Annotated in this window: 20 protein-coding genes; 5 read left to right on the forward strand and 15 right to left on the reverse strand. The window is 43.9% G+C overall.

Features of this window, described 5'->3' with window-relative positions; genetic code table 11:
* Positions 1 to 36: 36 nt before the first annotated feature.
* Positions 37 to 639: an anti-sigma factor gene (locus tag AC0YN6_RS04530; protein ID WP_475745424.1), complete on the reverse strand. Its 603-nt coding sequence runs from the start codon at positions 637 to 639 to the stop codon at positions 37 to 39.
* Positions 636 to 1232 (reverse strand): RNA polymerase sigma factor, encoded by a 597-nt coding sequence (locus tag AC0YN6_RS04535; RefSeq protein ID WP_475745425.1) that lies wholly within the window; start codon positions 1230 to 1232, stop codon positions 636 to 638. The genes AC0YN6_RS04530 and AC0YN6_RS04535 overlap by 4 nt, the downstream gene beginning before the upstream one ends.
* Positions 1233 to 1723: 491 nt before the next feature.
* On the opposite strand from AC0YN6_RS04535, the gene AC0YN6_RS04540 reads away from it, so the two are divergent.
* The 3 genes from AC0YN6_RS04540 (at position 1724) to AC0YN6_RS04550 (ending at position 2518) form a co-directional block, all read left to right on the forward strand.
* The gene (locus tag AC0YN6_RS04540) at positions 1724 to 1906 is read left to right on the forward strand and encodes a hypothetical protein (RefSeq protein WP_475745426.1); all 183 of its coding nucleotides are present in this window, start codon (positions 1724 to 1726) and stop codon (positions 1904 to 1906) included.
* Between the two features lie 78 nt (positions 1907 to 1984).
* On the forward strand, positions 1985 to 2068 hold the full coding sequence (gene yjcZ, locus AC0YN6_RS04545) for a sporulation protein YjcZ (RefSeq protein WP_475745533.1): 84 nt from the start codon (positions 1985 to 1987) through the stop codon (positions 2066 to 2068).
* A gap of 339 nt (positions 2069 to 2407) precedes the next feature.
* Positions 2408 to 2518: a YjcZ family sporulation protein gene (locus AC0YN6_RS04550; protein WP_475745427.1), complete on the forward strand. Its 111-nt coding sequence runs from the start codon at positions 2408 to 2410 to the stop codon at positions 2516 to 2518.
* Between the two features lie 801 nt (positions 2519 to 3319).
* Here the strand turns inward: AC0YN6_RS04550 and ald are convergent.
* From ald to zwf, 7 genes are all read right to left on the reverse strand, one after another.
* Positions 3320 to 4486: an alanine dehydrogenase gene (ald, locus tag AC0YN6_RS04555; protein ID WP_475745428.1), complete on the reverse strand. Its 1167-nt coding sequence runs from the start codon at positions 4484 to 4486 to the stop codon at positions 3320 to 3322.
* A gap of 111 nt (positions 4487 to 4597) precedes the next feature.
* Positions 4598 to 8203 carry a chitobiase/beta-hexosaminidase C-terminal domain-containing protein gene (locus tag AC0YN6_RS04560; RefSeq protein WP_475745429.1) on the reverse strand — a complete coding sequence of 1202 codons (3606 nt, stop codon included), beginning with the start codon at positions 8201 to 8203 and terminating at the stop codon, positions 4598 to 4600.
* A gap of 200 nt (positions 8204 to 8403) precedes the next feature.
* Complete coding sequence (locus AC0YN6_RS04565) at positions 8404 to 9990, reverse strand: alkaline phosphatase family protein (RefSeq protein ID WP_475745430.1); 1587 nt, start codon at positions 9988 to 9990, stop codon at positions 8404 to 8406.
* 289 nt (positions 9991 to 10279) lie between these two features.
* Positions 10280 to 11698, reverse strand: coding sequence for an NADP-dependent phosphogluconate dehydrogenase (gene gndA, locus AC0YN6_RS04570; RefSeq protein WP_475745431.1), 1419 nt, complete (start codon positions 11696 to 11698; stop codon positions 10280 to 10282).
* A gap of 19 nt (positions 11699 to 11717) precedes the next feature.
* A complete protein-coding gene (fsa, locus tag AC0YN6_RS04575) occupies positions 11718 to 12383 on the reverse strand; it encodes a fructose-6-phosphate aldolase (protein WP_475745432.1) in 666 nt (221 codons plus the stop codon).
* 106 nt (positions 12384 to 12489) lie between these two features.
* Entirely contained in the window at positions 12490 to 14481 is a 1992-nt protein-coding gene (gene tkt, locus AC0YN6_RS04580) for a transketolase (RefSeq protein ID WP_475745433.1), read from the reverse strand.
* Complete coding sequence (gene zwf, locus AC0YN6_RS04585; protein WP_475745434.1) at positions 14474 to 15988, reverse strand: glucose-6-phosphate dehydrogenase; 1515 nt, start codon at positions 15986 to 15988, stop codon at positions 14474 to 14476. The genes tkt and zwf overlap by 8 nt, the downstream gene beginning before the upstream one ends.
* A gap of 123 nt (positions 15989 to 16111) precedes the next feature.
* Here zwf and AC0YN6_RS04590 point away from each other — a divergent pair, with 123 nt between their 5' ends.
* Together AC0YN6_RS04590 and AC0YN6_RS04595 are read left to right on the forward strand one after the other, a co-directional pair.
* Positions 16112 to 16987, forward strand: a complete 876-nt coding sequence (locus AC0YN6_RS04590) for a LysR family transcriptional regulator (protein ID WP_475745435.1) — start codon at positions 16112 to 16114, stop codon at positions 16985 to 16987.
* Between the two features lie 144 nt (positions 16988 to 17131).
* The gene (locus tag AC0YN6_RS04595) at positions 17132 to 17620 is read left to right on the forward strand and encodes a GAF domain-containing protein (protein WP_475745436.1); all 489 of its coding nucleotides are present in this window, start codon (positions 17132 to 17134) and stop codon (positions 17618 to 17620) included.
* A gap of 203 nt (positions 17621 to 17823) precedes the next feature.
* Here AC0YN6_RS04595 and AC0YN6_RS04600 read toward each other — a convergent pair whose 3' ends face one another.
* The 6 genes from AC0YN6_RS04600 to AC0YN6_RS04625 form a co-directional block, all read right to left on the reverse strand.
* Entirely contained in the window at positions 17824 to 18915 is a 1092-nt protein-coding gene (locus AC0YN6_RS04600) for a Fe(3+) ABC transporter substrate-binding protein (RefSeq protein ID WP_475745437.1), read from the reverse strand.
* A gap of 36 nt (positions 18916 to 18951) precedes the next feature.
* Positions 18952 to 20364: a HAMP domain-containing sensor histidine kinase gene (locus tag AC0YN6_RS04605; RefSeq protein WP_475745438.1), complete on the reverse strand. Its 1413-nt coding sequence runs from the start codon at positions 20362 to 20364 to the stop codon at positions 18952 to 18954.
* Between the two features lie 188 nt (positions 20365 to 20552).
* The gene (locus AC0YN6_RS04610) at positions 20553 to 21320 is read right to left on the reverse strand and encodes a Rossmann-fold NAD(P)-binding domain-containing protein (RefSeq protein WP_475745439.1); all 768 of its coding nucleotides are present in this window, start codon (positions 21318 to 21320) and stop codon (positions 20553 to 20555) included.
* A gap of 2 nt (positions 21321 to 21322) precedes the next feature.
* The gene (locus AC0YN6_RS04615; protein WP_475745440.1) at positions 21323 to 22246 is read right to left on the reverse strand and encodes an FTR1 family iron permease; all 924 of its coding nucleotides are present in this window, start codon (positions 22244 to 22246) and stop codon (positions 21323 to 21325) included.
* Between the two features lie 87 nt (positions 22247 to 22333).
* Complete coding sequence (locus AC0YN6_RS04620; RefSeq protein ID WP_475745441.1) at positions 22334 to 23815, reverse strand: stalk domain-containing protein; 1482 nt, start codon at positions 23813 to 23815, stop codon at positions 22334 to 22336.
* Positions 23816 to 23841: 26 nt separating this feature from the next.
* Complete coding sequence (locus AC0YN6_RS04625) at positions 23842 to 24924, reverse strand: hypothetical protein (protein WP_475745442.1); 1083 nt, start codon at positions 24922 to 24924, stop codon at positions 23842 to 23844.
* Between the last annotated feature and the right edge of the window lie 16 nt (positions 24925 to 24940).

A 24940-nucleotide genomic window follows, 5' to 3' on the forward strand; every position in this document is an offset into this window, starting at 1 on the left:
CAAAAGCTCCCTAGGGAGCTTTATTATACATCTGCATTAACTTCGTGTTCTAGATAGCCAATTTAAAATAAGCAGCGTCATGATCAAACCAAGTAATGATAATGCAACATAATATTGCGGGAAGGCTGGCATTACCTTTAAGACGAATGGCTCGCTTATACTGGCAACCGGAACCTCTGCATAAAAGCCAGCTGTTATTATCCCGTCGCCTGAGGCATTTGCCGTATCCATCAAGCCGCTAAGCTCGGCAATTTCTGCTTGAGATGCGTTGCCTTGATTATCAAATATGAATACAAAAAAAGCACTTGCAAACAAAGCCATACAGGCAGCAACGATCAACGCAATATTGCGACGAAACGACTTGGAGAACTGATAGCTTTTGTGTGGAACGGGCATTAGCCAAGATTCCTCAGCATATATGCGGTTCATTACATTGCGATTCACATGCTCAATAGGACCGAGATTCTCATCTTCCTCTGAAAGGAATCGAATGATGTCCTCACTCTCTTCCCATAGCTCAAAGTGTTCCGCACATGACTTGCATTCAAGAAGATGCTTATCAATGGCTATCCGATCTTCATCATGCTCAGATAAATCCCAATAATCGCCGAATTTGTCTTGCGCATCGTTGCAATTCATCTCGTATTCATCCCTTCGAATTCATCCATCAGCGGCGATTGACCGAAATACGGCTCCAGCTGCGTTTTTACGCTTGCTCTAGCTCGGAATAGCAGCGATTTAACGGAACTGACCGTCTGTCCTAATATGTTAGCAATTTCTTGATAGTCGAGCTGGTCATATTCCCGAAGAATTAGAGCTGAGCGTTGTTTCTCTGGTAAATTATTTATCGCCTCTCGCACCATGGCCATCCGTTCATTCCGCAGCACATGCTGCTCAGGAACCGCATCGAGAGCAGCAACAGGCTCGAATCCAGATTCATCGAGTGACACATGCGCTGATTTCTGTTTGCGAAGCTCGCTAAGTACAGTATTTCGCGCTATCGTATATAGCCACGTCGAAAAAGAAGCATCCAATTCACGGAACGAATGAAGGCTGCGATATGCTTTATAGAAAGTTTCGGAGCACAAATCCTCGGCTAACAGCTCAAGCTTTGCACTCTTTAGCATGTGATAGATAAAAGCTAAAATTTTTCGTTGATAGCGCCGCATCAGCTCAGAGTACAGCTCGACATTGCCATCCTTTATCTCTCGTATCAATTGGGAATCAGTCAAGACAGGCGAACCTCCTCCACCTGCGGATTATTCCCGGACCGCCATATAGCATTGTACCGTCTCGGGAACGAAAAGTTGCGGTGTTTATCTTAATTAATTCAAAAAACACGAATATACTTATAATTCGTGTTTCGAGAGCAAATTCCTGCCCATTTCGACAACAGGATATAATACAATTTTTTTACAAAATTGGGTACATGGTAGTATCAACTTATATATATGTATTAGCTGCTTATTAATAGATATGTATTCTGAGCGATCTGCAGTGCGTTACACACAGCTACAATAATAGTCCTAATTGAGCAGCAGTATTCGTTCTATTAAAGAAATTTAATAATAATGTCCTCGTTCTGAGCAGTGTTTCTCCCTTATCTCTAACCCTTCACTAGACTAAAAACAATGAATATATGACTCTGTAACAAACACACAATCAATAAAAGATAACCAATCATATGTTATACAGTAGTCAAAATAGAGGAGGTTTTCGAATAATGTCTCATAATATCGGTACGATTTTAGTTCTCTTCATTTTATTGGTAATAGTCGTTTGTGGTAGTGGCATTTTAGGCCGAAATGAAAGAAACGATGAAAGAAGAAATGAACGCAACGACGAGAATAGAAACGATAGAAACAATGTCAGAGGCTATAACGGCGGTTGCGGCGCAGGCTACTAATACAGTATCCAGAGCTAGTGAAGCTCTAGCAATGTTTAAACTTACTTTTTTAGAAAGAAACAAGGAGGTGAATGTTTAATGTCTGATGGAAATAAGAGCATTGGTTTTATTCTCGTACTGTTTATATTGTTGGTGATTATTGCTTGCAGTTGCCGCGATTAGCGTAAAAGCTACTAAAGACGTTTGACACTGAGTATATGACTCTGTAACAAACACACAAGCAAACTAACGATAAAAATCATATTTTATATAGAACTCAAATAAGAGGAGGTTTTCGAATAATGTCCAACAATATTGGTGTGATTTTGGTTCTCTTTATTTTATTGGTTATTATCGCTTGTAGCTGCAACTCGCGCGCTTAGTTTCACATCTGATTATAACCTCACCAAATTTATAGGCTAATGATACGGGTAAAATGTCTCTACGAGACATATATCCAGTCACTGCACTCATGTTATGCATAACTTACAGTGTAGTCAAGTCGCAAGGAGGTGAATGTATATGTCAGGTTTTGTTGGTGGTGCTAACAATAGCATCGGATTTATCCTTGTGCTGTTTATTCTGTTGGTGATTATCTCTTGTAGCTGTGGCGTTTTCGGCGGCGGTTACTAATAAATCATAATAAAAGGGCATAATGTAAACTTTATCACTGCATTGTGGCGAAGCTCGTTAATGCCCATCAAAAAGACCCATTCTATGGGTCTTTTTGGTTTCTTATTCGTTCCCTATTGTCCCTGCTGCATTAGCGCGCAAAAAATGTAGAGAAGTATACCCTAGAGCCAGTTTGGCGAATTTAGATCTAGCTTCTAGATCTAATCCCTCAACGCATGAGCTTTTGAGGCACATTCGAGGCGTGCGCGATTTGATTAGTCTAGTTTCTAGATCTATTTGTGCAGATTTGCCTTGTTTGGCGAATTTAGATCTAGTTTCTAGATCAAATCCTCAACGCATGAGCTTTTGAGGTACAATCGAGGCACGCGCGATTTGATTAGTCTAGTTTCTAGATCTATTTGTGCAGATTTGCCTTGTTTGGCGAATTTAGATCTAGTTTCTAGATCTAAATCCTCAACACATGAGCTTTTGAGGCACAATCGAGGCGCGCGAGACTTAATTAGTCTAGTTTCTAGATCTATTTGTGCAGATTTGCCTTGTTTGGCGAATTTAGATCTAGTTTCTAGATCTAATCCCCCACTCGTCTCACTCATCTCATCTCATCTAACCTCATCTCTACTCCATTGAGGCGATTTCGTGACAAGCGCGATGTCTATGAACCAGCACATTATTTTATTTTCATGCATAAACACACATCATTCTCACAAAATTTGGTACACAATAATTAAAAATTGTTTTTAAGAGGATGATGACCATGTCAGATCATAATAACCGCGATGATCTCGCTGATCGACGCCGTAGTTAAGCTGAAGGTGCTGCGCTTGTTGTTTGTAAAGACATTCGCGCCAAAAGCTCTTCCAGCACTACATCAATATTTTCGCAAGTTTCGTTATACACTTTAGCTACCGCAGGACAAGTCATTCTTCCGTCTATCATATTTACTCCTCTAGCTAATGCCTTGTTATTCGAGACGGCTTGCATAAACCCATGACTCGCCACATCGAGCGCATACGGAAGCGTCACATTCGTCAAAGCGATGGTTGAAGTGCGCGCTACGGCGCCAGGCATATTCGCTACAGCATAATGAACGACGCCGTGCTTCGTATAAGTAGGGCTGCTGTGCGTCGTTATGCGATCAATCGTCTCGATTGAGCCTCCTTGGTCGATAGCAACGTCAATAATGACTGATCCCGGCTGCATGGTTCGTACCATTGCATCCGTCACGAGGACAGGAGCTTTTGCTCCGGGCAGTAAGACAGCTCCGATGAGCAGGTCTGCGCTTTTAACCGCTTCGGCGATATTATAGCTGTTAGATACCAACGTCTTCAAACGACCCTGGAACTGGTCATCCAACTGCCTCAAACGATCACAATTAATATCAAGAAGGGTGACATCCGCGCCTAAACCAACAGCCATTTTCGCCGCATTCGACCCTACGATACCGCCGCCAATAATGACTACTTTGGCGGGCGCAACACCCGGTACACCTCCTAGAAGTACACCCTTGCCGCCTTTTGAGCATTCTAGAAACTGGGCGCCAATTTGCACTGACATCCGTCCAGCAACCTCACTCATCGGAGTAAGGAGCGGAAGTGATCCGTTGTCCGCTTGAATGGTTTCATAGGCGATCGCAACAGCCTTGCTTTCCTTTAGCGCACTGGTAAGGGCAGGCTCCGCCGCTAAATGCAAGTATGTGAAAAGCAAAAGCCCTTCCCTTAAATATACAAATTCTTCAGCTAACGGTTCTTTCACTTTCATCACAAGTTCAGAGGCCCACGCCTCCTTAGCCAGCGGCACAATCCTTGCACCTGCTTCTATATAATCCTCATCCGTAAATCCACTCCCAAGGCCTGCACCTGTCTCCAGCCACACCTCATGACCTTTATTAATGAGAGCAGCGACACCTGCCGGCGTGATTGCCACTCTATTCTCATTGTTTTTGATTTCCTTCGGTACGCCAATAATCATGTTATGTCATCTCCTGTAGACGGAATTTAAGTCTGTTTAGTTCTTCAGGAAGATAGGAAGACGGTCAAGCCGCCTTCCCTCCCTTTTTTTTGCTAGGCAAAAAATAATCCTTTAATTATTCCAATTCATGATCAATCTAGCCAACTCAACCAGATCGAGAATATCGATAATTTTGTCATTATTCAAATCACCGGATTTAACCATATCCCAGTTGCTGTCGCCTTCTTTTGCTCCGTACGATTTTACGAGAATCGCCAAGTCGACGATGCTTACCTTGTCATCATGATTGTTATCACCCGGAACCTTTGTAATTTCAATAGCATGAGAAGTATTGCCTATCGTTTTCTCTTCCACGCTGTCAGACAAAATAACATTTTTGACCTTCACTTCCGTTTGCCCGACTGAAGCACCCGGTTTAACTTGGAACTTGAGCTTCATCCAATCGCCATTTCCGTTTGCTTGTGCTTCATTTAATTGAACAGTTAGCAGCCTTAGCTGTCCATTCGTATCCTGATATTCGGGAATAAGGAAATTTTCTTCATGCATGGAGGCTGCCGAGACAAAGGTTAATTTAGAAGGATCATATTCGAGCGTAATGTCTTGAGCAATGACTGTGTCCGAAATATTTTCCAATCCGTAAGTCAATTCGATAGAACTGCCAGTTGAAGCCTTCACATCGCCTTTCAGCGTTGTCTTTGCTTCTTTTGCGACTACTTCTGCACCTGTAAAATCAATTTCACTCATGCTCGTGAAGCTGCCTGTCGTATTGTAGGTGCTCTTTACAATAAATTTGATATACCTGCCAGTAATTTGTTTGTTTAACGGCGTAAAATCTTTATAAGTGTTTCCTGTCCAAGTTTTTCCGAAAGAGCCAACCGCTTTATTTGCATCATTCCCAAGGAAGGCTTCATCACTCAAATCGGATAAGCGATCCGAGGCATAAATCTCGAAATCCTTCGGAAATTCCAGAGCGGATTGACTTAGCCTGCTCGTTCTTTGAATACCGCTCAAGCTGTGGCTTTTCTTTGTGTCCAAAATAACCCAATGCGGGAATTCTGCGGCAGGAGCTTCCCATTTGGAATGCCAAATGGTCGTCTGATCGCCATCTAGGATGTTGGATGCAATTGCGTTCTCATTTGCTGCATAAGAGCTGAAGGAATCGATTGAAAATGACGACTTTGGAATAAAGTTGTACTCTGCAGACTGTTCAACTGCTTCCAAGGCAAGCATAAGGCTCACATAAACTTCATTTATTTCGTTAGCAGGGCTGCTGGACGTAAGTGCCGATGCCATGTTTAATGCATCACGAAGCTCGCTCAGCTTAGCAGCCGGATACGATACGCCGACAATTGAATGAATTGCAGCTTCAAACGCCAAAGCTTCAGCTTTGAGTGCGGTCAATTGTTCAAACGTATACAGATTGATGACCTTGTACGAATCAGAAAGAGCTTTTGCTTCCACCCCAGAAAGCGTCCTCTTCCAAATTTTCAAATCATCCATTGTAATCGTTGCTCCACCGTTCCCCTTGTTGCCATCCGCACCGATAATCGTGTTAAACGCAGTGTCAATACTATTTACGCCAAGTGCTGACATATCTTTCGACGCTTTCTCTACGCCATCCACATACACTTTGCCTACATTGTTCGTTCTGTCAACAGTGATGGTAAACAGATGCCACTCCTTGCCTACACTGCCCGCCGAAGTATCCATTCGTTTCGAACCATCCGCAATGTTAAGCGTCATTGCATTCGCCACGGCTGGACCGATATACCAACCGATGTTAGCGCCGCTATTCCAGTTTTTATTGGAAATCACCGTCTGATCCCCAGCTAAATTGCCTGTATGCCAGAACGATACCGTAAAGCTGCCGTTTCCAAACTTCAAGTCACTGCGATTGCCAAGATCGATATGGTTCCCATTTCCTGCTGGAATGGACACAGCATTATTCCCTTTTCCTTCAACGAATGTAACACTGCCGCGTGAAATCGCTGATCCTGTTACTCCAGCTGCTTCATCATTTAGATTGTCATCGAACTTCATGTCGACAACAAGCTCCTTCCACATCGTTTCAGGATCGATTGGCGTAAGCACTGGAGGTGTCCCTCCCGTTCGAAACGCTTGCTGAATCGAAGAAGATTTATTGCCATAGCTGTCTACTGCAGTAATTAGTGCTGTGTATGGCGTTTGTGGATCAAGTCCATCTAACGGAATGTTCATCGCATTCGGAATAGGTGTGAAAAAATAATCCGAGAAGACGTTAACCGCTTTAGCAGCAACTCCCGTCAATCTATTTGTAATGGTAATCTCATAATGATGCATATTCTGGTCATCCTTTGCTTGAAGGAAGGACAGCTTAGGAATCGCATCGAGATTCGTCACTTTCAGTTCTGGATCTGCTGGGAATTTTGGAGCCACTTTATTTCTGTTCGCTGCGGTATACTTGAAACCAGCTTTGATTTCCTCGTTAGTTGCTCCATTTAGATTAATTACCCATTTCTCACCAGCCAATGTTCCTGTACTGTTGAAAGGAGGCACAGGCGTCCAATTCGCCATAATATCTCCTGAATCGGCGTTAAATGCGACTCTGTCCACTTCAACTCGATCCGCATATACTTCAATAAATTGAGCTTGCGATACTGGAAATTCAAATCTGCCAACTAGCCCTGCATCCGTTACGGCAGAATAACCATGCTCCGTTTCAATGTAAGACATCGAACCCAAGTTCAGAGCGGTATAATCCTTTTGAAAAATGGATCTTTCATCGCTGTTCGTCAAATGGGAATGCCCTGACAATGTGATAACCTGCGGGTATCCCGCTAAGTCGCTGTTTAAGTTCGGATTAGATGCCTGCTGACCATCCATAACCGTATTGGTGATCGGCTGATGTATACCTACAAAGATCGGTTTGTTCTTGCTAAGCGGATCAGCCGTAATTTCAGCTAATCTTCCTTTAAGCCAATTTCGTTGGCCAGTGTCCGAATTGTAATTGTTGCCGTTTAGAAAGAAGAAATAATAGCCGCCGATTTGCGTTTCATAATAGCCGTTCTTCTGTGTTGTAAACCATTCAGAAGGATAATGTTCTTCTACTTTCGCCACAGTCGCGTCATGGTTACCCATCGCTATATGCACTTTCGTGTCGTTCATATTTTTTCTAGCTAGATTAGCCTGGAATATTTCTTTTACCATTTTGTGATCGTTCGGCTTGTCTCCTCCGTTGTCGTTGATTAGATCCCCAACGAGCAGAATGGCATCAGGATCAGGGAAGATGGAAGAAATCGTATCAAAATAACTTTCATATCGCGGATCACCCGTTTCGCGAGAGCCCACATGCACGTCGGACATCGCTACAAATTTCAGCAAGGGCTTCTCAGCAGTTTTTATAATGTAACCGAACGTTCGAGCATTACTGAACTCGCCGTCCTTCATTGCTACGACGCTAAGATTCGTTGATTTCGAAATAAGAATAGGTTTGTTATCGAATTTCAAGCTTTTCTCGTTTGGCTGTGTACCGTCGAGTGTGTAGTAGATGCTAGCATCAGGGGTAGCGGAGCTTAACAGCACTTCCTTCGCTTCCTCATAACGACCGCCAGCAACCGAAGCTACAGGTGCTTGTACTTTATCAGCCGCACTCACTGACCGAATGAAACCCTCTGCATTGGAACATAGCACTGCAATAACAACCATTAGCGCTAAACGACTTCTCCACTTCCAAAACAACACGATCACTCCTCTAAAATAGTAGTTTCATGTGTATTATATAGTTTTTAGTTGGTTGTTTTGTTAAACGAGCATCATAATAGCATTTGTTTATTGTAAAGATAGAAATAAGCTTAACCATGACAAATCGCCTCAAAATGCAAAAAAAGCTGACAATGTGTGGTCATCTCTGACCTGTCAGCTTTTCTTTGTATTAATCGCTACTTCGTCATCAGCTTAAGAAGAAATGATTTTAAATCTATAATCCTCAAGTATTCCGGCCTCTGATCTGTTCCACTTATGATAAGGGGAATTAATGATTCCGCTTGTCCAAGTGATCCATGTCCCCCGCCCCCTTTGTGCGTTGGGGAACCGAGATCTGCCAATTCATAACCCGGCTTAGCGGTGACCACCAGATATTGACCGGAGTGAGATTGTAATGCTCCTGATAGTCGTTGCAGTGCATCAGGGTATTTACCATAGTTCAAATGATGATGCAGCGCGTTTATTTTCAAATCCAATACCTCTGCATCTTGCTCGACCGTCCACTTTTGCTGATATGGATCGATCAACTTTCCTTTTGCTTTAAATCTTAGCTGTTTAGCGGATTCCGCTTGAATGACGTAAAACCATTCTTTTTCCTTCCATGAAATGAAATCAATACGTGGATCGGTTTTTAATACATTAGCGATGTTTTTTAGCGGTATTTTTCCTTTGAGTGTATAGACATAAGCCATCGTTTCATTGACTGCGAGCACGATTTCCGTTTCATCCGTTACTTTCTCGCCTTGACGATAAACATTATACTCCTTGAACATTGAAGCAAGATCAATAACCGGATGATCACGCTCAGGCAAGATTTGGGTCATCCCACTATCTCCAACCGTAATAAAAATTACTTTTTTCAAAGCTTCTTCTAGCGAGCCAAAGCTTTGTAATAGAGATTGAAGCTGACTATCCGCTTCCTTGACTCCTTCTAATTCCGATGGGCCGTGTTTATGAATTTTTTGATCTAAATCAGCTAAGTAAATGTACAAAAAATCGGGCAGCTTATTTTCCTTGATTAAATAATTGGCGGTTTCAATAGAATAGCGATTGTTTAAACCGAGTCGTTCAGTTAAGCTATCTGGACGTTTTTGAACGCCTTTAAGCGGATCTGACAAGGAGCCGAATGCAAAAAAATCCGGGCCTTTAACTGTAATTTTTTTCGGAAGAAGCCCTAAAATCAACGGAGGAATAGTTAAAGAATGATCAACAGTACCCCGATAAATTAAACCGTTAATACTGCCGGATTTCATGCCGCGCTTAGCTAAATCCTCATATATGGTAGGCAGTTTACGATTTAAATGGCTGCCATTCATGTCGATTAATCCATCAATTAATACCGTGTCTACCCCGTTTTTAATAATCTCCATTGGCCCAGTACCATAATTAATGAGTTTCTTCTCATCTGTCGAATACCATATCAAGCCAGGTACGTGATGACCATTCGGATATGATCCTGTAAATAGTGAACTATCAATCGTCACAGACATAGTTGGAAAAGAACTGACCATATCCTTATAGTACTTACCATGTTCGATCAGAAATTGAAAAGCTGGAAGCTCTTTTTGGGCTATCCCTTTGTCAATTGCTTGTGCCATTAAAGAATCGATCAGCACTAATATGACTTTTTTTTGATTTTCACCGTTTAAAGACTTTACACGGACTAAATCCTGTTCTTTATTTGTTATTTTCTTTCCTTGGCATCCAGAAGCTGCAATGAGTATGAAGATAATCAGAACAATCAGACCTGTTTTTTTTCGCATAAATGTAATTCACCAACCTCTCAGTCCTTGCTAATAATGTCCTTGTCATAAATTTACCTTAGTAGAAGCAGTATTAGGCCAAACAACATCTTTACCCATTTCAGTACATTCTCCTTTTTTTCCAATTTATATTCCTAACTGCCTTTGGAAATAGTCATCGGAAGTCAACCCTTAAATAACAAAAAGCACACCTAGCGTGGCTAGCATGAAAAATTAATTTCACAGCTAACCACTAGGTGTGCCTTTATATAGTTGATTGATAATCCGTCATGCGGTTCACGCTTTATTGTTATTCGTTATTGCCCATCCATTGAAAATGGAAGCTTCCCTCTTTATCTAGACGCTGGAACGTATGTGCTCCAAAATAGTCCCGTTGCGCTTGCAGCAAATTAGCTGGCAGTCTCTCTGTACGATAGCTGTCATAATAAGCTAGTGCGGAGGAAAAAGCAGGAACTGGAATACCTCTAGTTATGGCAATGGAAATTACTTTTCTCCAAGCATCCTGATAGTTCTGAACGATATCACTGAAATATTCGTCCAAGAACAGGTTGTTCAGAGCCGGATTCCGATCATAAGCATCCTTAATATTTTGCAAGAAGCCTGCACGGATAATACAGCCTCCGCGGAAAATCATCGCGATACTGCCGTAGTTTAAATCCCAGTTGTACGCATCAGACGCCGCTCTCATTTGTGCAAAACCTTGCGCGTAAGAAGCGATTTTGCTTGTGAACAACGCTTTACGCACGGATTCAATGAATTCCTTCGCATCACCGTCATAGCTGGATACCGCTGGACCCTTCAATTGCTTGCTTGCAGCAACACGTTCTTCTTTCATTGCGGAAATAAAACGTGCAAATACGGATTCCGTAATGATAGACAATGGAACGCCCAAATCTAATGCACTTTGGCTGGTCCACTTGCCTGTACCTTTTTGCCCTGCTGAATCAAGAATGACATCAACCATCGGCTTGCCAGTATCCGGATCGATTTTGTTGAAAATATCAGCTGTGATCTCGATCAAATAGCTGTCCAGCTCACCGTTGTTCCATTCCGTGAAAATCTGATGCAGCTCGCTTGTGTTCAAGTTTAGTACATCTTTGAGCAGGTGGTATGCTTCACCAATGAGCTGCATATCGCCGTATTCGATGCCGTTGTGTACCATTTTAACATAGTGGCCAGCACCGTCTGCTCCAATATAGGTGCTGCAAGGATCACCGTTTACTTTGGCCGAAATAGCTGTCAGAATTGGTTCTACAAGCTCATATGCATCTCTTTGACCGCCTGGCATAATTGCTGGGCCGTTAAGTGCTCCCTCTTCGCCGCCAGAAACGCCTGCTCCGATAAAACGGAAGCCTTGTGCTTGAAGGTCTTTATTTCTACGTTGTGTATCAGGAAAATAGGCGTTTCCGCCATCAATCAGAATATCTCCTTGATCAAGGAACGGAACAAGTTGATTAATGGTATCATCCGTCGGTTGACCTGCTTTAACCATGATTAGAATTTTGCGCGGTGTTTCCAGTGATTGAACGAATTCTTCCACACTATACGTGCCTACAAAATCTTTTCCTTGTGCTTCAGCCAATAGTTCATTCGTCTTCTCAGCTGAACGGTTAAATACTGAAACCGAGAATCCTTTGCTTTCGATATTCAAGGCCAGATTTTTACCCATTACGGCCAGTCCGACCACGCCAATTTGTTGTTTTTTCATGATAACTTCCTCCTTGTAATTACTGTCCTGCTTTTTTCCAATCCGCAGCGAATTTCTCCATGCCTTGATCCGTAAGCGGATGCTTGGATATTTGTTCGATCACAGAGAAAGGAATGGTGGCAATATGGGCGCCAGCCATAGCTACGCGTGTCACATGATCAGGATGACGAACCGATGCTGCAATGATTTGAGCATCCAGATTATGCGTGCGGAACAATTCAGCAATTTTCGTAACCAGCTGCACGCCGTCTTCCGAAATATCATCCAAGCGTCCGAGGAATGGAGACACATAAGTCGCGCCGGCGCGCGCAGCCAAAAGAGCTTGGTTTACTGTGAAGATTAGCGTTACGTTTGTTTTCACGCCTTTTTGGGTCAAATAACGGCAAGCCTCCAGGCCAGCTAGCGTCATTGGGAGCTTAATCGTAATGTTTTTGTCATTGTTATTTATTTTGATTAGTTCGTTTGCTTGTGCGATCATTTCTTCAGCAGTCTCTGCATCCGGTGTGACTTCGGCCGAAACGGATTCAACCTCTGGCACTTCCTTTAAGATCTCAGCGATACGGTCTTCAAATTTCACGCCTTCTTTAGCAACCAAGGATGGATTCGTCGTAACACCGGACAGCACACCGATTTTATAAGCTTTCTTGATATCTACCAAATTCGCAGTGTCTATAAAAAATTTCATAGTTATTACCTCCGATTTTTTTTGGTTTTACAATATTTAGCTTGTAAAGGTCTACTTGCTTATGAAGAAATGAATCGCCTAAGCTTGTTCGTACTTTATTTGATGTTTATAGTAAATCTTTCGCCAGTCTAACCACATTATCGACGGAGAAACCGAAGAATTCCAATACCTCATTACCTGGTCCAGAAGCGCCGAACGTATCAATAGACAATATGTTGCCTTCAAGTCCTACATATCGCTCCCAGCCTAGAGAAATACCAGCTTCAATAGCTAAGCGCTTCGTAACGGAAGCCGGCAGCACCGATTCCTTATATTCAGCGGATTGACGGTTGAACAATTCCCGGCTCGGCATAGCTACGACGCGGACAGAAATGTTTTCCTTCTCCAGCTCAGCCTTCGCGTTTACTGCCAAGGAAACCTCCGAACCCGTTGCGATTAGGATTACGTCAGGCTTGCCATTCGTTTCAGTTAACACATAAGCCCCTTTGAATACCGCTTCAATATTACCTTTTGTTGCTTCATATATAGGCAGGTTTTGTCTGCTCAGTACTAGAGCTACTGGACCTTCATTTTGCTGCAAGGCATAAGCCCAAGCGTTAGCCGTTTCATTAGCATCCGTTGGACGAATAACTGTAAGTCCAGGAATGGTACGCAGTGCAGTCAAGTGCTCAACTGGCTCATGTGTAGGTCCATCCTCACCTACAGCGATGGAATCATGAGTAAACACATAAGTTACAGGCAGTTTTTGAAGTGCAGCCAGACGAATCGCCGGGCGTAAATAGTCACTGAACACGAAGAACGTACTCACGAATGGTTTGACACCGCCGTGAAGCGCCATTCCGTTGCCTGCTGCGCCCATGGCGTGCTCGCGAACGCCGAAGTAAATATTGCGTCCTGCATAAGAATCAACAGCAAACACTTGCTCCCCGCTAATATCAGTCATCGTTGAATGCGACAAGTCTGCACTTCCGCCAAAAATCGAAGGAACCGATTTTACAAAATGATTGATCGCTTGACCGCTCGCAACACGAGTTGAAATCGTCTTGGAAGGATCAAAAGTAAGGATATCTGCTGAATCGATCACGACGGAGCCTTCGATCACTTGCTTCAGCTCCGCGCCAAGCTCTGGATGCTCTGTGCTATAAGAAGCGATTAATTGATTCCACGATGCTTCCTTTGCCTCTCCATTTTGTTTTAGCTGTTCAAAGTGGGCTTTGACTTCTGCTGGAACCGTAAATTCTTCATCATAATCCCAGCCGTACACTGCTTTCGTTGCAATTGCCTCTTCCTTGCCAAGCGGATTGCCATGTGCCTTATTCGTTCCGGCTACCTTGCTTCCGAAACCAATAATTGTCCGAACTTCGATAATCGTCGGTTGTGATTCATTTTGCTTGGCAGCCTCGATCGCTTTAGCGATTTGCTCGATATCGTTGCCATCTTCCACGCGCAAATAGTGCCAGTTCGCAGATTCCGCTCTCTTCTGGATGTTTTCCCCGAAGGATAGATTGAGGTCACCATCTAAGGAAATGTCGTTGGAATCATACAATACAATGAGCTTATCCAGCTTCATATGTCCAGCCATGGACATTGCCTCGTACGAGATCCCTTCCATTAAGCAGCCGTCCCCTACAAGCGCGTAGGTGTAATGATCAACTACCGAATACCCGTTTTGATTAAATTTCGAAGCCAGATGCGCTTCAGCCATCGCCATGCCTACTGCCATCGCAATTCCTTGACCTAGAGGACCGGTTGTTGCATCTACGCCATCGGTATGACCAAATTCCGGATGGCCCGGTGTTAAGCTGTTTAGCTTACGGAACTGCTTCAAGTCATCGATCGATACGTTATAACCGGACAGATGCAGAAGGCTGTAAAGCAGAGCTGAACCATGACCTGCGGATAAGACGAAACGATCGCGGTTGAACCATTTTGCATGAGCTGGATTGTGATTAAGATGTTTCGTCCAAAGTGCATAGGCCATAGGTGAAGCTCCCATCGGAAGCCCCGGATGTCCGGAATTGGCAGCGTTGATAGCATCGATAGATAATGTACGAATCGTGTCGATAGATAGTTGTTCAATGGTTTTTGTATTAAGCATATTGTTCTCCTTTTATGGTTTTGATTTGTGTGGATTGCTCCGTCTTTTCATCGAACCACCAATGAAAGCCGTCTTGTGCGAGCAGATCATCAGACGCGGCAGGTCCGTTCGAACCGGCTGAATAGTTATGCAGTGGAACGAGGTTCTCTTCGTATGCATCCAAAATGGGTTGAACCCATTTCCAAGATGATTCAACTTCGTCCCAATGCGCGAAGAAAGTTGCATCTCCGTGCAAAGCGTCGTGAATCAAATTCTCGTACGCCTCAGGCACATTGTCTCTCATCTCATGAAAGTCGATTGTCCAAGGCTTGAATTTCCCCTTGTGCTCTGGGTCACTCGAATTTAAATGCAGCGTTATGCTTTCGTTAGGACTGATCTCAAATACAAGTAGATTAGGCGTTTTATAAACATGCTTTGCAGTGGATTGCTGCAGAGGTTCCTTGAATTCGAATACGATTCTCGTCGATTTCTCCTTCATCCTTTTGCCTGTACGGATATAGAAAGGAACGCCTCTCCAAAAATAATCATCGATATGCAGCTTAGCTGCGATAAAAGTGTCATTCTGGGAAGTTAACGCAATGTTAGGTTCGGATGTATAGCCAATCACCGATTTCCCATTGATCGTCCCTTCACCATACTGCCCGCGGACAACATGGGAGGTGACATCCTCTTTTTGCAGCGGCTCTAGTGCGTTCATGACCAATTTCTTCTTGAAACGGACATCTTCTGAAGTACTGTTGTTCGGGAGGTGAATCGTCAGCATCATGAGCAATTGGAGCATGTGGTTTTGGAACATGTCTCTTATCGCGCCAACATGATCGTAATAACCAGCTCTTTCTTCTACCCCAACGATTTCATTCGCTGTAATCTGTACGTTGGCAATATATCGTTTGTCCCATAATGCCTGAAGGACTGGGTTGCTTTGCTGTAATACTTCAAGCTTCTGAACCATCGGTTTCCCGAGATAATGATCAATTCGGAAAACCTCATCCTCCGTAAAAGCTTTGCTCAGGTTGTTATTCAGCTCGCGAGCGGATTGCAAATCATGACCGAATGGCTTCTCAATGACGAGGCGCTTCCAGCCGTTCGTAGAACCGAGCCCGCTTTCATGGATGTTAGCTGCAATCGTTTCAAAAAATTCAGGTCCTACGGATAAATAAAACATACGATTTGGTACTATACGAAGTTCTTCTTCCCTTTGTTCAATCAGGTGAAGCAGCTTCTTGTAATCTTCTTTACGACCCACATCCAGAACACTATAGCGGAATGCACGCAAGAAGTTTTGCAACAATAAGGGATCTTTCACTTCGCGTCTAGAAAACGTCCGAAGAGATTGCTCGACATTAGCCTTAAAGGCTTCATCGGAAAGTTCTCTTCTTCCAAGGCCGACCACTGAGAAAAACTCCGGCAGCTTTTTATCAATGAATAAATTATATAAGGCAGGGTAAATTTTTCTTTTTGCCAAATCCCCTGTCGCTCCAAATAAGACAAAAGTGGTAGCTTCCATGTAACTTCTCCTTCCAACAGAGCTATTTAGTTAGTACTGGTTTCTATTTCCTAAATCCACTATAATACGAATATCACCTATACAAGTAATTCATATATTTCACAGGAGCTATAGACAATATCTATGATCAATTACGAATTATACAAAGTTTTCTACTGGATCGCGAAAAAAGGAAGCTTGTCCCAGGCAGCCAAATCGTTGTATATCACTCAGCCGAGCGTGAGCCATGCCATTAAGCAGTTGGAGAGCAGTCTTGGGATTACTTTGTTCTACAGGAATTCCAAAGGCGTCGCTTTGACACAAGAAGGCGCCATCCTTTATTCCTATATCGAGAAGTCTCAAATACTCATCTCATTGGCGGAAGAAAAGATGGCGGCGCTAAAAAATTTGGACAGCGGCGAACTGCGAATCGGCGGGAGCGATTCGTTGTTTAAGCATTATTTGCTGCCATTTCTAGAAAGCTATCTTCAGAAGTATCCTGGCATCAAGCTGCATTTGAATCATGGAACGACACCAGAAACGATTGCGTTTCTGAAGGAAGGCAAAATCGATTTGGGCGTTGTCCGTATGCCAATCGTCGATTCGCAGTTAGAGGTGATGAGAGGAATTGAGCTTCAGGATTGTTTTGTGGCAGGAGCGCGATATGCCGAGCTTAAAGACAAAGTACTATCACTTGATATGCTTCTTCAGTACCCCATCATTCTATTCTCGCGTAATAGTCGGGTACGGATGGCCATCACCGAGCTTTTCCAAAGCTATGATTATCAGATCAAGCCTGAAATTGAGGTAGGAAGCGTCGATCTTCTCATCGAGTTCGCGCGGAAAGGCCTCGGAATCTCATACGTAACTAAAGAATTCATCACTAAAGAGCTTGAAGAAGGCTCGCTCTTCGAAATTCAACTAGATATCAAGATGCCCCCTTCCCAAGTGGGCTTCATGATTATGCGCAATATGCCGCTCTCCAACGCGGCAAATCGATTTCTTGAGCTCGTGAAATAACAGGTTGAGCATCTAGCTGGCCGCACATAACAAAATAAGCATGCTGCTATATGCAACATGCTTGAATATGCAACATGCTTGAATACTCCCGCTTCGAACGGTCAGCTCTGCTAGAAACTATTAAACCTCAAAAGGAGTCGGATTATGTTTCAAACTGAACAATATAAGGATTCAAAAGAACAAAATTATAAGTTAGTTATTAATCAGCTTCAAGCATTGCTGGAGGGTGAATCAGATATAATTGCTAATCTATCCAACACATCCGCATTGCTTAATCAATTTCTTACTAATATCAATTGGGTAGGATTTTACCTTTATCGAAATGAAGAGCTTGTTCTTGGCCCATTTCAAGGACTGCCAGCTTGCGTTCGCATCGGTTTGCATCGTGGCGTATGCGGCAAAGCGGCAAGCCAAAGAACGACAATCCGAGTTGGGAATGTCCATGAATTCCCAGGTCATATCGCATGCGATGCAGCATCGCAATCCGAGATTGTTATTCCTATCATTATAAATGGTGAGCTATTCGGCCTTCTCGACATTGACAGTCCTATACTCAATCGTTTTGACGAGATTGATCAGCATTACTTGGAGCAGTTCGTCGATCAATTGAGTAGACACTTGCAACTGCAATAAATAAATGAGAAAATTCACAGCCTCATGAGGCTGTGGATTTTAGTTTATAAATCGAATCTAGATTTAGAAATAAGATTATGGCGTGACTATGCTTGAAAATCCGCCTTATGCAAAATAGAACGCCAGCGAATGCTTTCTTGTTTGTCATAAGCGGCAATGCACAATTCGTAACTCGCCTCGCGGTACACATTTTAATATTTAAATTAAGTCCAATTCACTTTTTTAAATATTTCAATCGCCTTTTGCCGATATTCCTCCAAATCTGCGAATTCGAGCTGCTGCGACTTAAAGGCCCCCCAGGATTTGATAGGCTCTGCTGCTTCAGCCTCTTCATTTACCGGGAATTCAAAACTCCCCTGCACCAATAGCGTTTGGCCTTCCTTACTCGTCATATATTCAACCAGCTTTAATGCATTTTCTCTGTTTTTAGAGTAACGAACCAGCCCAATTCCGCTAATATTAAGATGTGTCCCCGTCGTCTCCTGATTTGGGAAAAACACTCCCAAGCCTTCCGCTATTCGGGCTTCTTCCGAATCTTTAGAGGCGGCCAGCTGTCCAACATAATACGTATTCATGATTGCTACATCACCAATGCCATCGGCTATGGCCTTGGCTTGATCACGATCTCCGCCTTCAGGAACACGCGCAAAATTGTTCACAATCCCTCTGGCCCACTGTTCAGCATGCTCTTCCCCGTTTATTGCAATAAACGAAGCAAGCAATGACTGGTTATAGAGATTGGAGTAAGATCTAACCAGCACTTTGCCTTTCCATTTATCTTCGGTCAAGCTTTCATAAGTCGATAATTCCTCTGGCTTAACCCTATCCTTCGCATATACGATTACCCTCGCACGCGTAGCAATGCCAATCCAGTAATCATCTGGATCACGCCATTTAGCCGGAACCTGGCGGTCAACTACCTCAGAACTCAGAGGCTGCAGTACTTTCTCTCGCTTGGCATAGTTTAATACGCCTCCGTCCACGGTAAAGAACAAATCCGCCCCGGAATCCTCTCCATCCTGCTTTAGCCGCGCGACCAATTCCTCCGCCGTGCCTTTGATCTCATTCACCTTTATCCCCGTGCGCTTAGTAAAGGCTTCGAATAGGATGGAGTCGGCTTCATAATGCCTAGCTGAATATACCGTCACATCGCCGTTTTTCATGTCTGTATCTTCAGTAACTTGAATAGCTGTAACCGTTGGCTCGGAATGATTTTGAGCTTCACCGCTACTTCCTCTAAGCTCGCATGCCGAACAGACTATAAAAAGAAATAAGATGATCGACAACTTTTTCAAACTTCTTCCTCCTCCATCATTTACCGTACCCGGCTTCTATTCGTGAAATAAATATGGCAAGCCGATGGTTACCGTAGTGCCGGAAAGCTCCTCGGAACGGATCGCAAGCGTGCCCTGATAACGATCAATCAATCTCTTGGCAATTGCAAGACCTAACCCATTGCCGCCCTGATCACGGCTCCTTGCTTTATCTACCCGATAGAACCTGTCAGTAACGTAAGGTAAATCTTTCGCAGGAATCCCCATGCCATAATCGATGATTTCAATATGGACCTGTTTCTCACTCACGTAGGCTTTAACGGATATCACTTTTTGCTGTAGAGAGTATTTAATCGCATTATCCAAAATAATGAGTAGAATTTGCTCCAGATGTTCGTTGGAAATCTTCAAACTCGTACCATCAATCCGTTTTAAATCGGTTTCCAAAAAGAAACCAGGATGAATCAATGCGAACCGATCTATTATTTTTTCGATTGCTTTCGAAGGGTTCTTCAACAACGATTCGAGGACATGTGTGTTTTGTTCGGCCCGAGATAAGGTAAGCAATTCCAAGACAAGCCCCTTTAACCGTGCAAACTCGTAAAGAGAAGCATCAAGCGAATCGCTAAGAATAACGGGGTCTTCCTTCCCCCATCTTCGAAGCAGATTCAGATGGCCTTCGATTATGGCTACCGGTGTTCTAAGCTCGTGGGAAGCATCTTCGACAAACCTGCTTTGCTGATGGAACGATTCTTCCACCTGATCCATCATGTCGTTAAACAAGATCATTAGAGTTGAGATTTCATCACCATTTAATGCAGGCCGCATTCTTTCCTGCATCCCTTTGTTGCTGATGTCTCTAATCGTCTGAGCCATTGCCTGCAGCGGCTTGAGCACATTTCTCGTAAGCAGCCAACCGACCAGAATACTTAAAACGACTGCGCCCAAAGTGAAATAAAACATGACCTGTGAAATCGTCTTTCTCATTCCCTCGAATTGTTCCAGGCTTTTGACAATTTCGACTGATCCGGAAAATTCGAAAATAGTGATCGGACTTTGCATGATTAACTGGGAATAGCCGCCCTGCCTGTAAATACCGATTTCTTGCGGTGGGATCGATTGGTGCTCCAATAGATCGTCCGGCACATTATCGTTTATCGTTAAAAGAGGAACATTGTCGGTTCCAATGATACGGATCCGTTGATCGTCTCGGTTGATTTTGTCCAAATACTGTCTTATTTTCGTTAAATCCCCTTGCTTAAACACCGCTTCCTGTTCCAGAAAATAGTTCAAAATTTCATTCATGCTGTGCTGCACGTTCTTTTTCTCGCGGTGAATGATCCATTTCTCCATAATGACGTATTGCAGCGTGTTATATCCGGCGAACAGCACCATAATTAACACAGTTGACCATAAAGTCAGCTTAAACTTAATCGGCATTCGAAAGTAGAAGCTCGTCCATTTTTTCAAGCTCATTTTCTCATCACGTAACCAATGCCTCTCAAGGATACTTTTTTCATTACGCCTTTTCCTCCCGCAAGGCTAAAGCCATGTCCTAATGCTGGCCGCGACATGATTATAGGGCTTATTTCCATTTAATGAAAATGATTATCATTATTATGTATATAAATCTATTCTATTCGAAAAACGTATGCCAATCAATCATTGTTTTTCAAAAACTGTTCGTTTCTCAACCGCAGAGCGTGCATCAATCCTACATTTAAGTCTTTCTCATCCGCCTGATGCAGAATGGCGTTCAAATCCTTAGGGAGACACTTCCCCGAGAAGCCGCGATTGTCCTCATATACGAAGGTATGGCTTCTGCCTATTCTCGGGTCTTCTAGCCACACTTCCCTCAGTCTGGAATAATCGACATCAAAGGCTTGGGCAATATCGTAAAACTCGTTGCAAAAAGCGACCTTCAATGCCAAATAACAGTTTTCCATATATTTGGCCAGCTCCGCGGTACGCGCCTCCGTCAGCACGAATTTAACCTCTGCGTTACATACGCTTTGATAGGCTTTCACAGCCAGCTTGACATCCCCAGCTGCGCCTCCCAGCGTTAACCAGCTTCGCGCATTGAGATCAGCAAATGGATGCGCTGCCGTTTCTCCGTAATATTCAGGCTGGAAGACGATCCGCTTGCCCGTATCCCTAATCTGACCGTCGGTGAAACCGACAGGGATAGTCGATCGAATAATAATAACAGAGGCATCAAGCCACGACAGAACTTCCTTCACTTGAGTCGTGTCGCAGCTGCCGTCCACTGCTTCCGGCGTAGGCACGCATATAAAAGCGGCATCGCAATCGGCAAGCTCCTCCCGGCTCCCAATACCTAATGGACCGTCATAGACGGTCGCATTCGGAAATTGCTTAAACATCGCTTTACCGACATGGCCAAAACCAATAATTCCGATTTTCAACATGTTCACACTCCCTTTACTGACTCTGTAGACTGCATTTCTTGGTAACGCTTTTTCTGCAAACCAAGCAGAATGAATATAATCAGATAAAATGCCCAGTAGAGGACAAACTCTTCAACGGATGGGTTCTGTGTATAGCCAAGGAATGCTTTAAAGAAAATTCCGACTTGTCCATTTATTAAAGGGCGTTCACCGGTATCGCGAATATGCTGCGTTTCGTCCAAAGGATGCTCAGGCATGATCGCCGTAATGTTGTAGATCTCGCCAACCTCGCCGCCAGGCGTTTTGAAAACCGAGCCCATTATTCCAATATCCTGCATGATCCCGACAGCCTGTACAAGAAGTCCTCCCGCAATCATCGTGAGGAATATGCTTGTGATCCGAAAAAAAGTTTTAAGCTGAATTTTTTTGGTACCTTTAAAAAACAAATAACCGACTACGAAGGCCAGTATCAGGCCAAACAACGCTCCCCAGCTTTGAAGCGCCTGTTGAATATCTCCACCGGTAATCGCGGCGAAGAAAAATACGGTCTCCACGCCTTCCCTTACAACGACAAGGAAAGAGTGGATGATCATATTCATCACCCCGCCGACGGTGAGAATCGCCGATATTTTATTCTCAACCTGCCCCTGTAAATTGCGGCTCTGCTGGCTCATGAATAAAACCATGTGAGAAAGGAGTACGCATGAGACGAGCATAATACCAATCTTCAAGTAATTTTGGCTGCCCATCATTGCGAATCCGGTTAGCACCGTTTGGAACACCAGAGCAGTGCCATAACTTGCTGCCAACGCAAGGATAACGCCTACCCATACCCATTTGTTCCACTGCGTCTGACCAATCCTCTTTAAATAGGTCATGATAACCCCAACAATTAAAATCGCTTCGAGCGCTTCGCGAAACGTAATTAAAAAGGACTGCAAATTCATCCTTATGCCTCCATTCAATAAGATAAATATAATGGCGGAAGACACCTGCGTTTTCAGCGCAGGCGTCTTCCGTAAAGAGATTATGAATTATCTGAGAATAATGATTTCACCTTTGTCATAAAAAACACCTTTTCCGAACAATTCAGCGACCGCACGCAGTGGAATAAATGAGTTGCCCTTGTCCACGACGACCGGCTGGTCGAGTTTAATCGTTTCGTTAAGTTTACCGTCTTGGATGATTTGATCGGAACCAAGCTTCAGTTCGGTTTTTTTACCGTCTTTAACGATGCTGACCGTCTTCGTGCTATTCTCGTAACTAACTTCTGCATTGATCGCATCCGCAATTAAGCGAACGGGAACCAGAGTGCGGGAAGTCTTCTTATTGATGAATGGAGCGCTGGCAGCGGTACGGGACTGCCCGTCAACTTTATACGTTTTTGCATTGACTGAAATTTGTGTACCGTCTTTGGCTGCCAAATACTTCAGCATCTTAAAGGAAGTAGCTTTTGCTTTCGCAAGATCCGACATGTCGATTGCTTCAGCGAACTGCTGCGCATGTGCTGCGGCTGCCGCATATTCTTCCTTCGTAAAGAATACTTCCTGCGTCGACAAGAACATATTCCCTTCCATTGCATAACCGCGTGCGCCTTGCAGATCACCGTCTGCTAATTTCGTATAGGCATTCGTTACGTATTCCGATACTTTGCCAATCATCGTTCTTTGAAGTGCGGCCTGAATTTTATCTTTATCTACTTTACTAGCGTCTCCAGATGCGAACACATTCAAAACATAATTAGCATCCTCCACGCTTCCACCTCTTAAATAGGTGTATACAGGGAGGTATAGGAAGTAGCCTTCCGTAACGGCAGCCGGTTGATCGGCAGCAGGCTTCGTCGGGATATTCGTCGCATAAGTAAAGGTTGCAAGCGCGTAGGTTTTGATAATGGTTTTATCCAAAACTTGACGGTGCACGTTGAAATCATTGGCATTTTTCTCATCAAGATCAGTCAACAGCTGCTCGATCGTCCCTTTCAAAATAGCTGTCATATCCAGTCCATACGTGCCATCGCGTTTGGTCACCGTGCTCTGAATAACTCCCTCATAAATTTGCACGACTTTGTAGAACTCAGTCGTAGCGGTATTGAAATCCTCTTTCGACAATGCCGGTCTAACCTTGTTGCTGATCATGTCACGCAGGCTGAAGTAGAAGTACCATTGAAGCCCTTTGTCTACAGCTTGCTTCGCTTGGCCCACATTAAGCGTGCCTTTAATGGCATTGTCTAATACGAATGAAATGTTCTCATCGATCTTTGGATCATCGGGCTTAATTGTTGCGTCAATGCGTTTAACATCCGTTTGGAACTGATTCACGTAAAATTGTTTAACCGCGCCCAGATCCGTCTTGTCTGTGAATAAGGCTTTAATATCCGTAAAGGCTTTTATTTTTGCGGCGATATCCGCATCCTCCGTAATTTTGAATTTAGATTCTGCACTGACAACGGAAGCCAGCATAAAGACGGAAGAAAAAACCAAAGTCAAACTGAGTACTAAAGATAATAATTTACGCAATTTCATCTCTCCTAAAATAAGTTTTTTTACATTAAACCTTTTTTGCGAATAAACCATATGACGCCAGCGCCAACGATAATTACCCCTGCGATAACGAATACCGTTACCAAGGAATTTGTTTTATCGGTTCGCTCCATCGGGGCATGTCCTTCTTCCTGTGCTGCTTGTTCAGATGCAGCAACTGTAGAATCAGAGGATATCGGCTCATCTATCACTTGCTCCGATACGTCCTCACTGCCTGAATCGGCGGATGTTGCTGTCTCACCCCCTGTCTCTTCTGTTACTGGCACCTCGGGCGTTGGTTCTGCCTCAGGGCTAGCCGATGCCAACTCCTTCGGATCTGGACTTGGAGCCGTGCTAGGCGTTGGCGAAGCCGCTGCCTCTTCCTTTTCGACGGGACTCGGCTTCACGCTCGGCGAAGGCTTAACGGCAGCAATAGGCGCCTTGCTTGGAGAAGGCTTCTGCGTAGCTGCCGGTTCCTTGACGGGCTTCTCCTCGTTTGGCTTCTCAACCGGCGGCTTGACATAAGCCTTGTAAGGAAAGTGCGGTTTAACCTTACCGTAAATAAAGTTTACCTTTTGTTTAAAGGTTTCCGGATCGGCCTCCTTCTCCCCTACGCCGAACAAGCCGGGATTTCCGAGCGCTTCCAAGGCTTCTTCGAAAGCGTTGTTGATGTCATCCGTACCAGATGACATATAGGGCGCTAATGTATCGAAGGTTGCCTTTGCTTTGGCCAGAAGCAGCTTGGCTCCGGCATAGTCACTTACATCCTTCAACGCGTACGTGAATCGGCGGTCCAGATTCATAACGAGAACGGCCTTGTAATTAGCCGTCAGAAGCTTACTATCCTTCGCTTCAATGTTCTTGTCCAGCGTGACCGCAATGGATTCGCCAAAATGTGATTTGATCTCTGAGCGCCTTACTTTGTGAGTCTCTTCGATTACTTTCCAATCCGGCTTACTCCCGTCTGCTGCACCGGCAATGATCTTAAAAGTCTCGGCAACATCCTCCGTATTCGCATCCCCATAGGAGTACGCCGATACCTGAGCTGGAGATAGCCATAATAATAAGACAACTACCGCCAGCCCGCTTTGAAACCATCTTGACACTTGAACACACTCCTTC

Source organism: Paenibacillus sp. J22P15 (assembly GCF_056269345.1).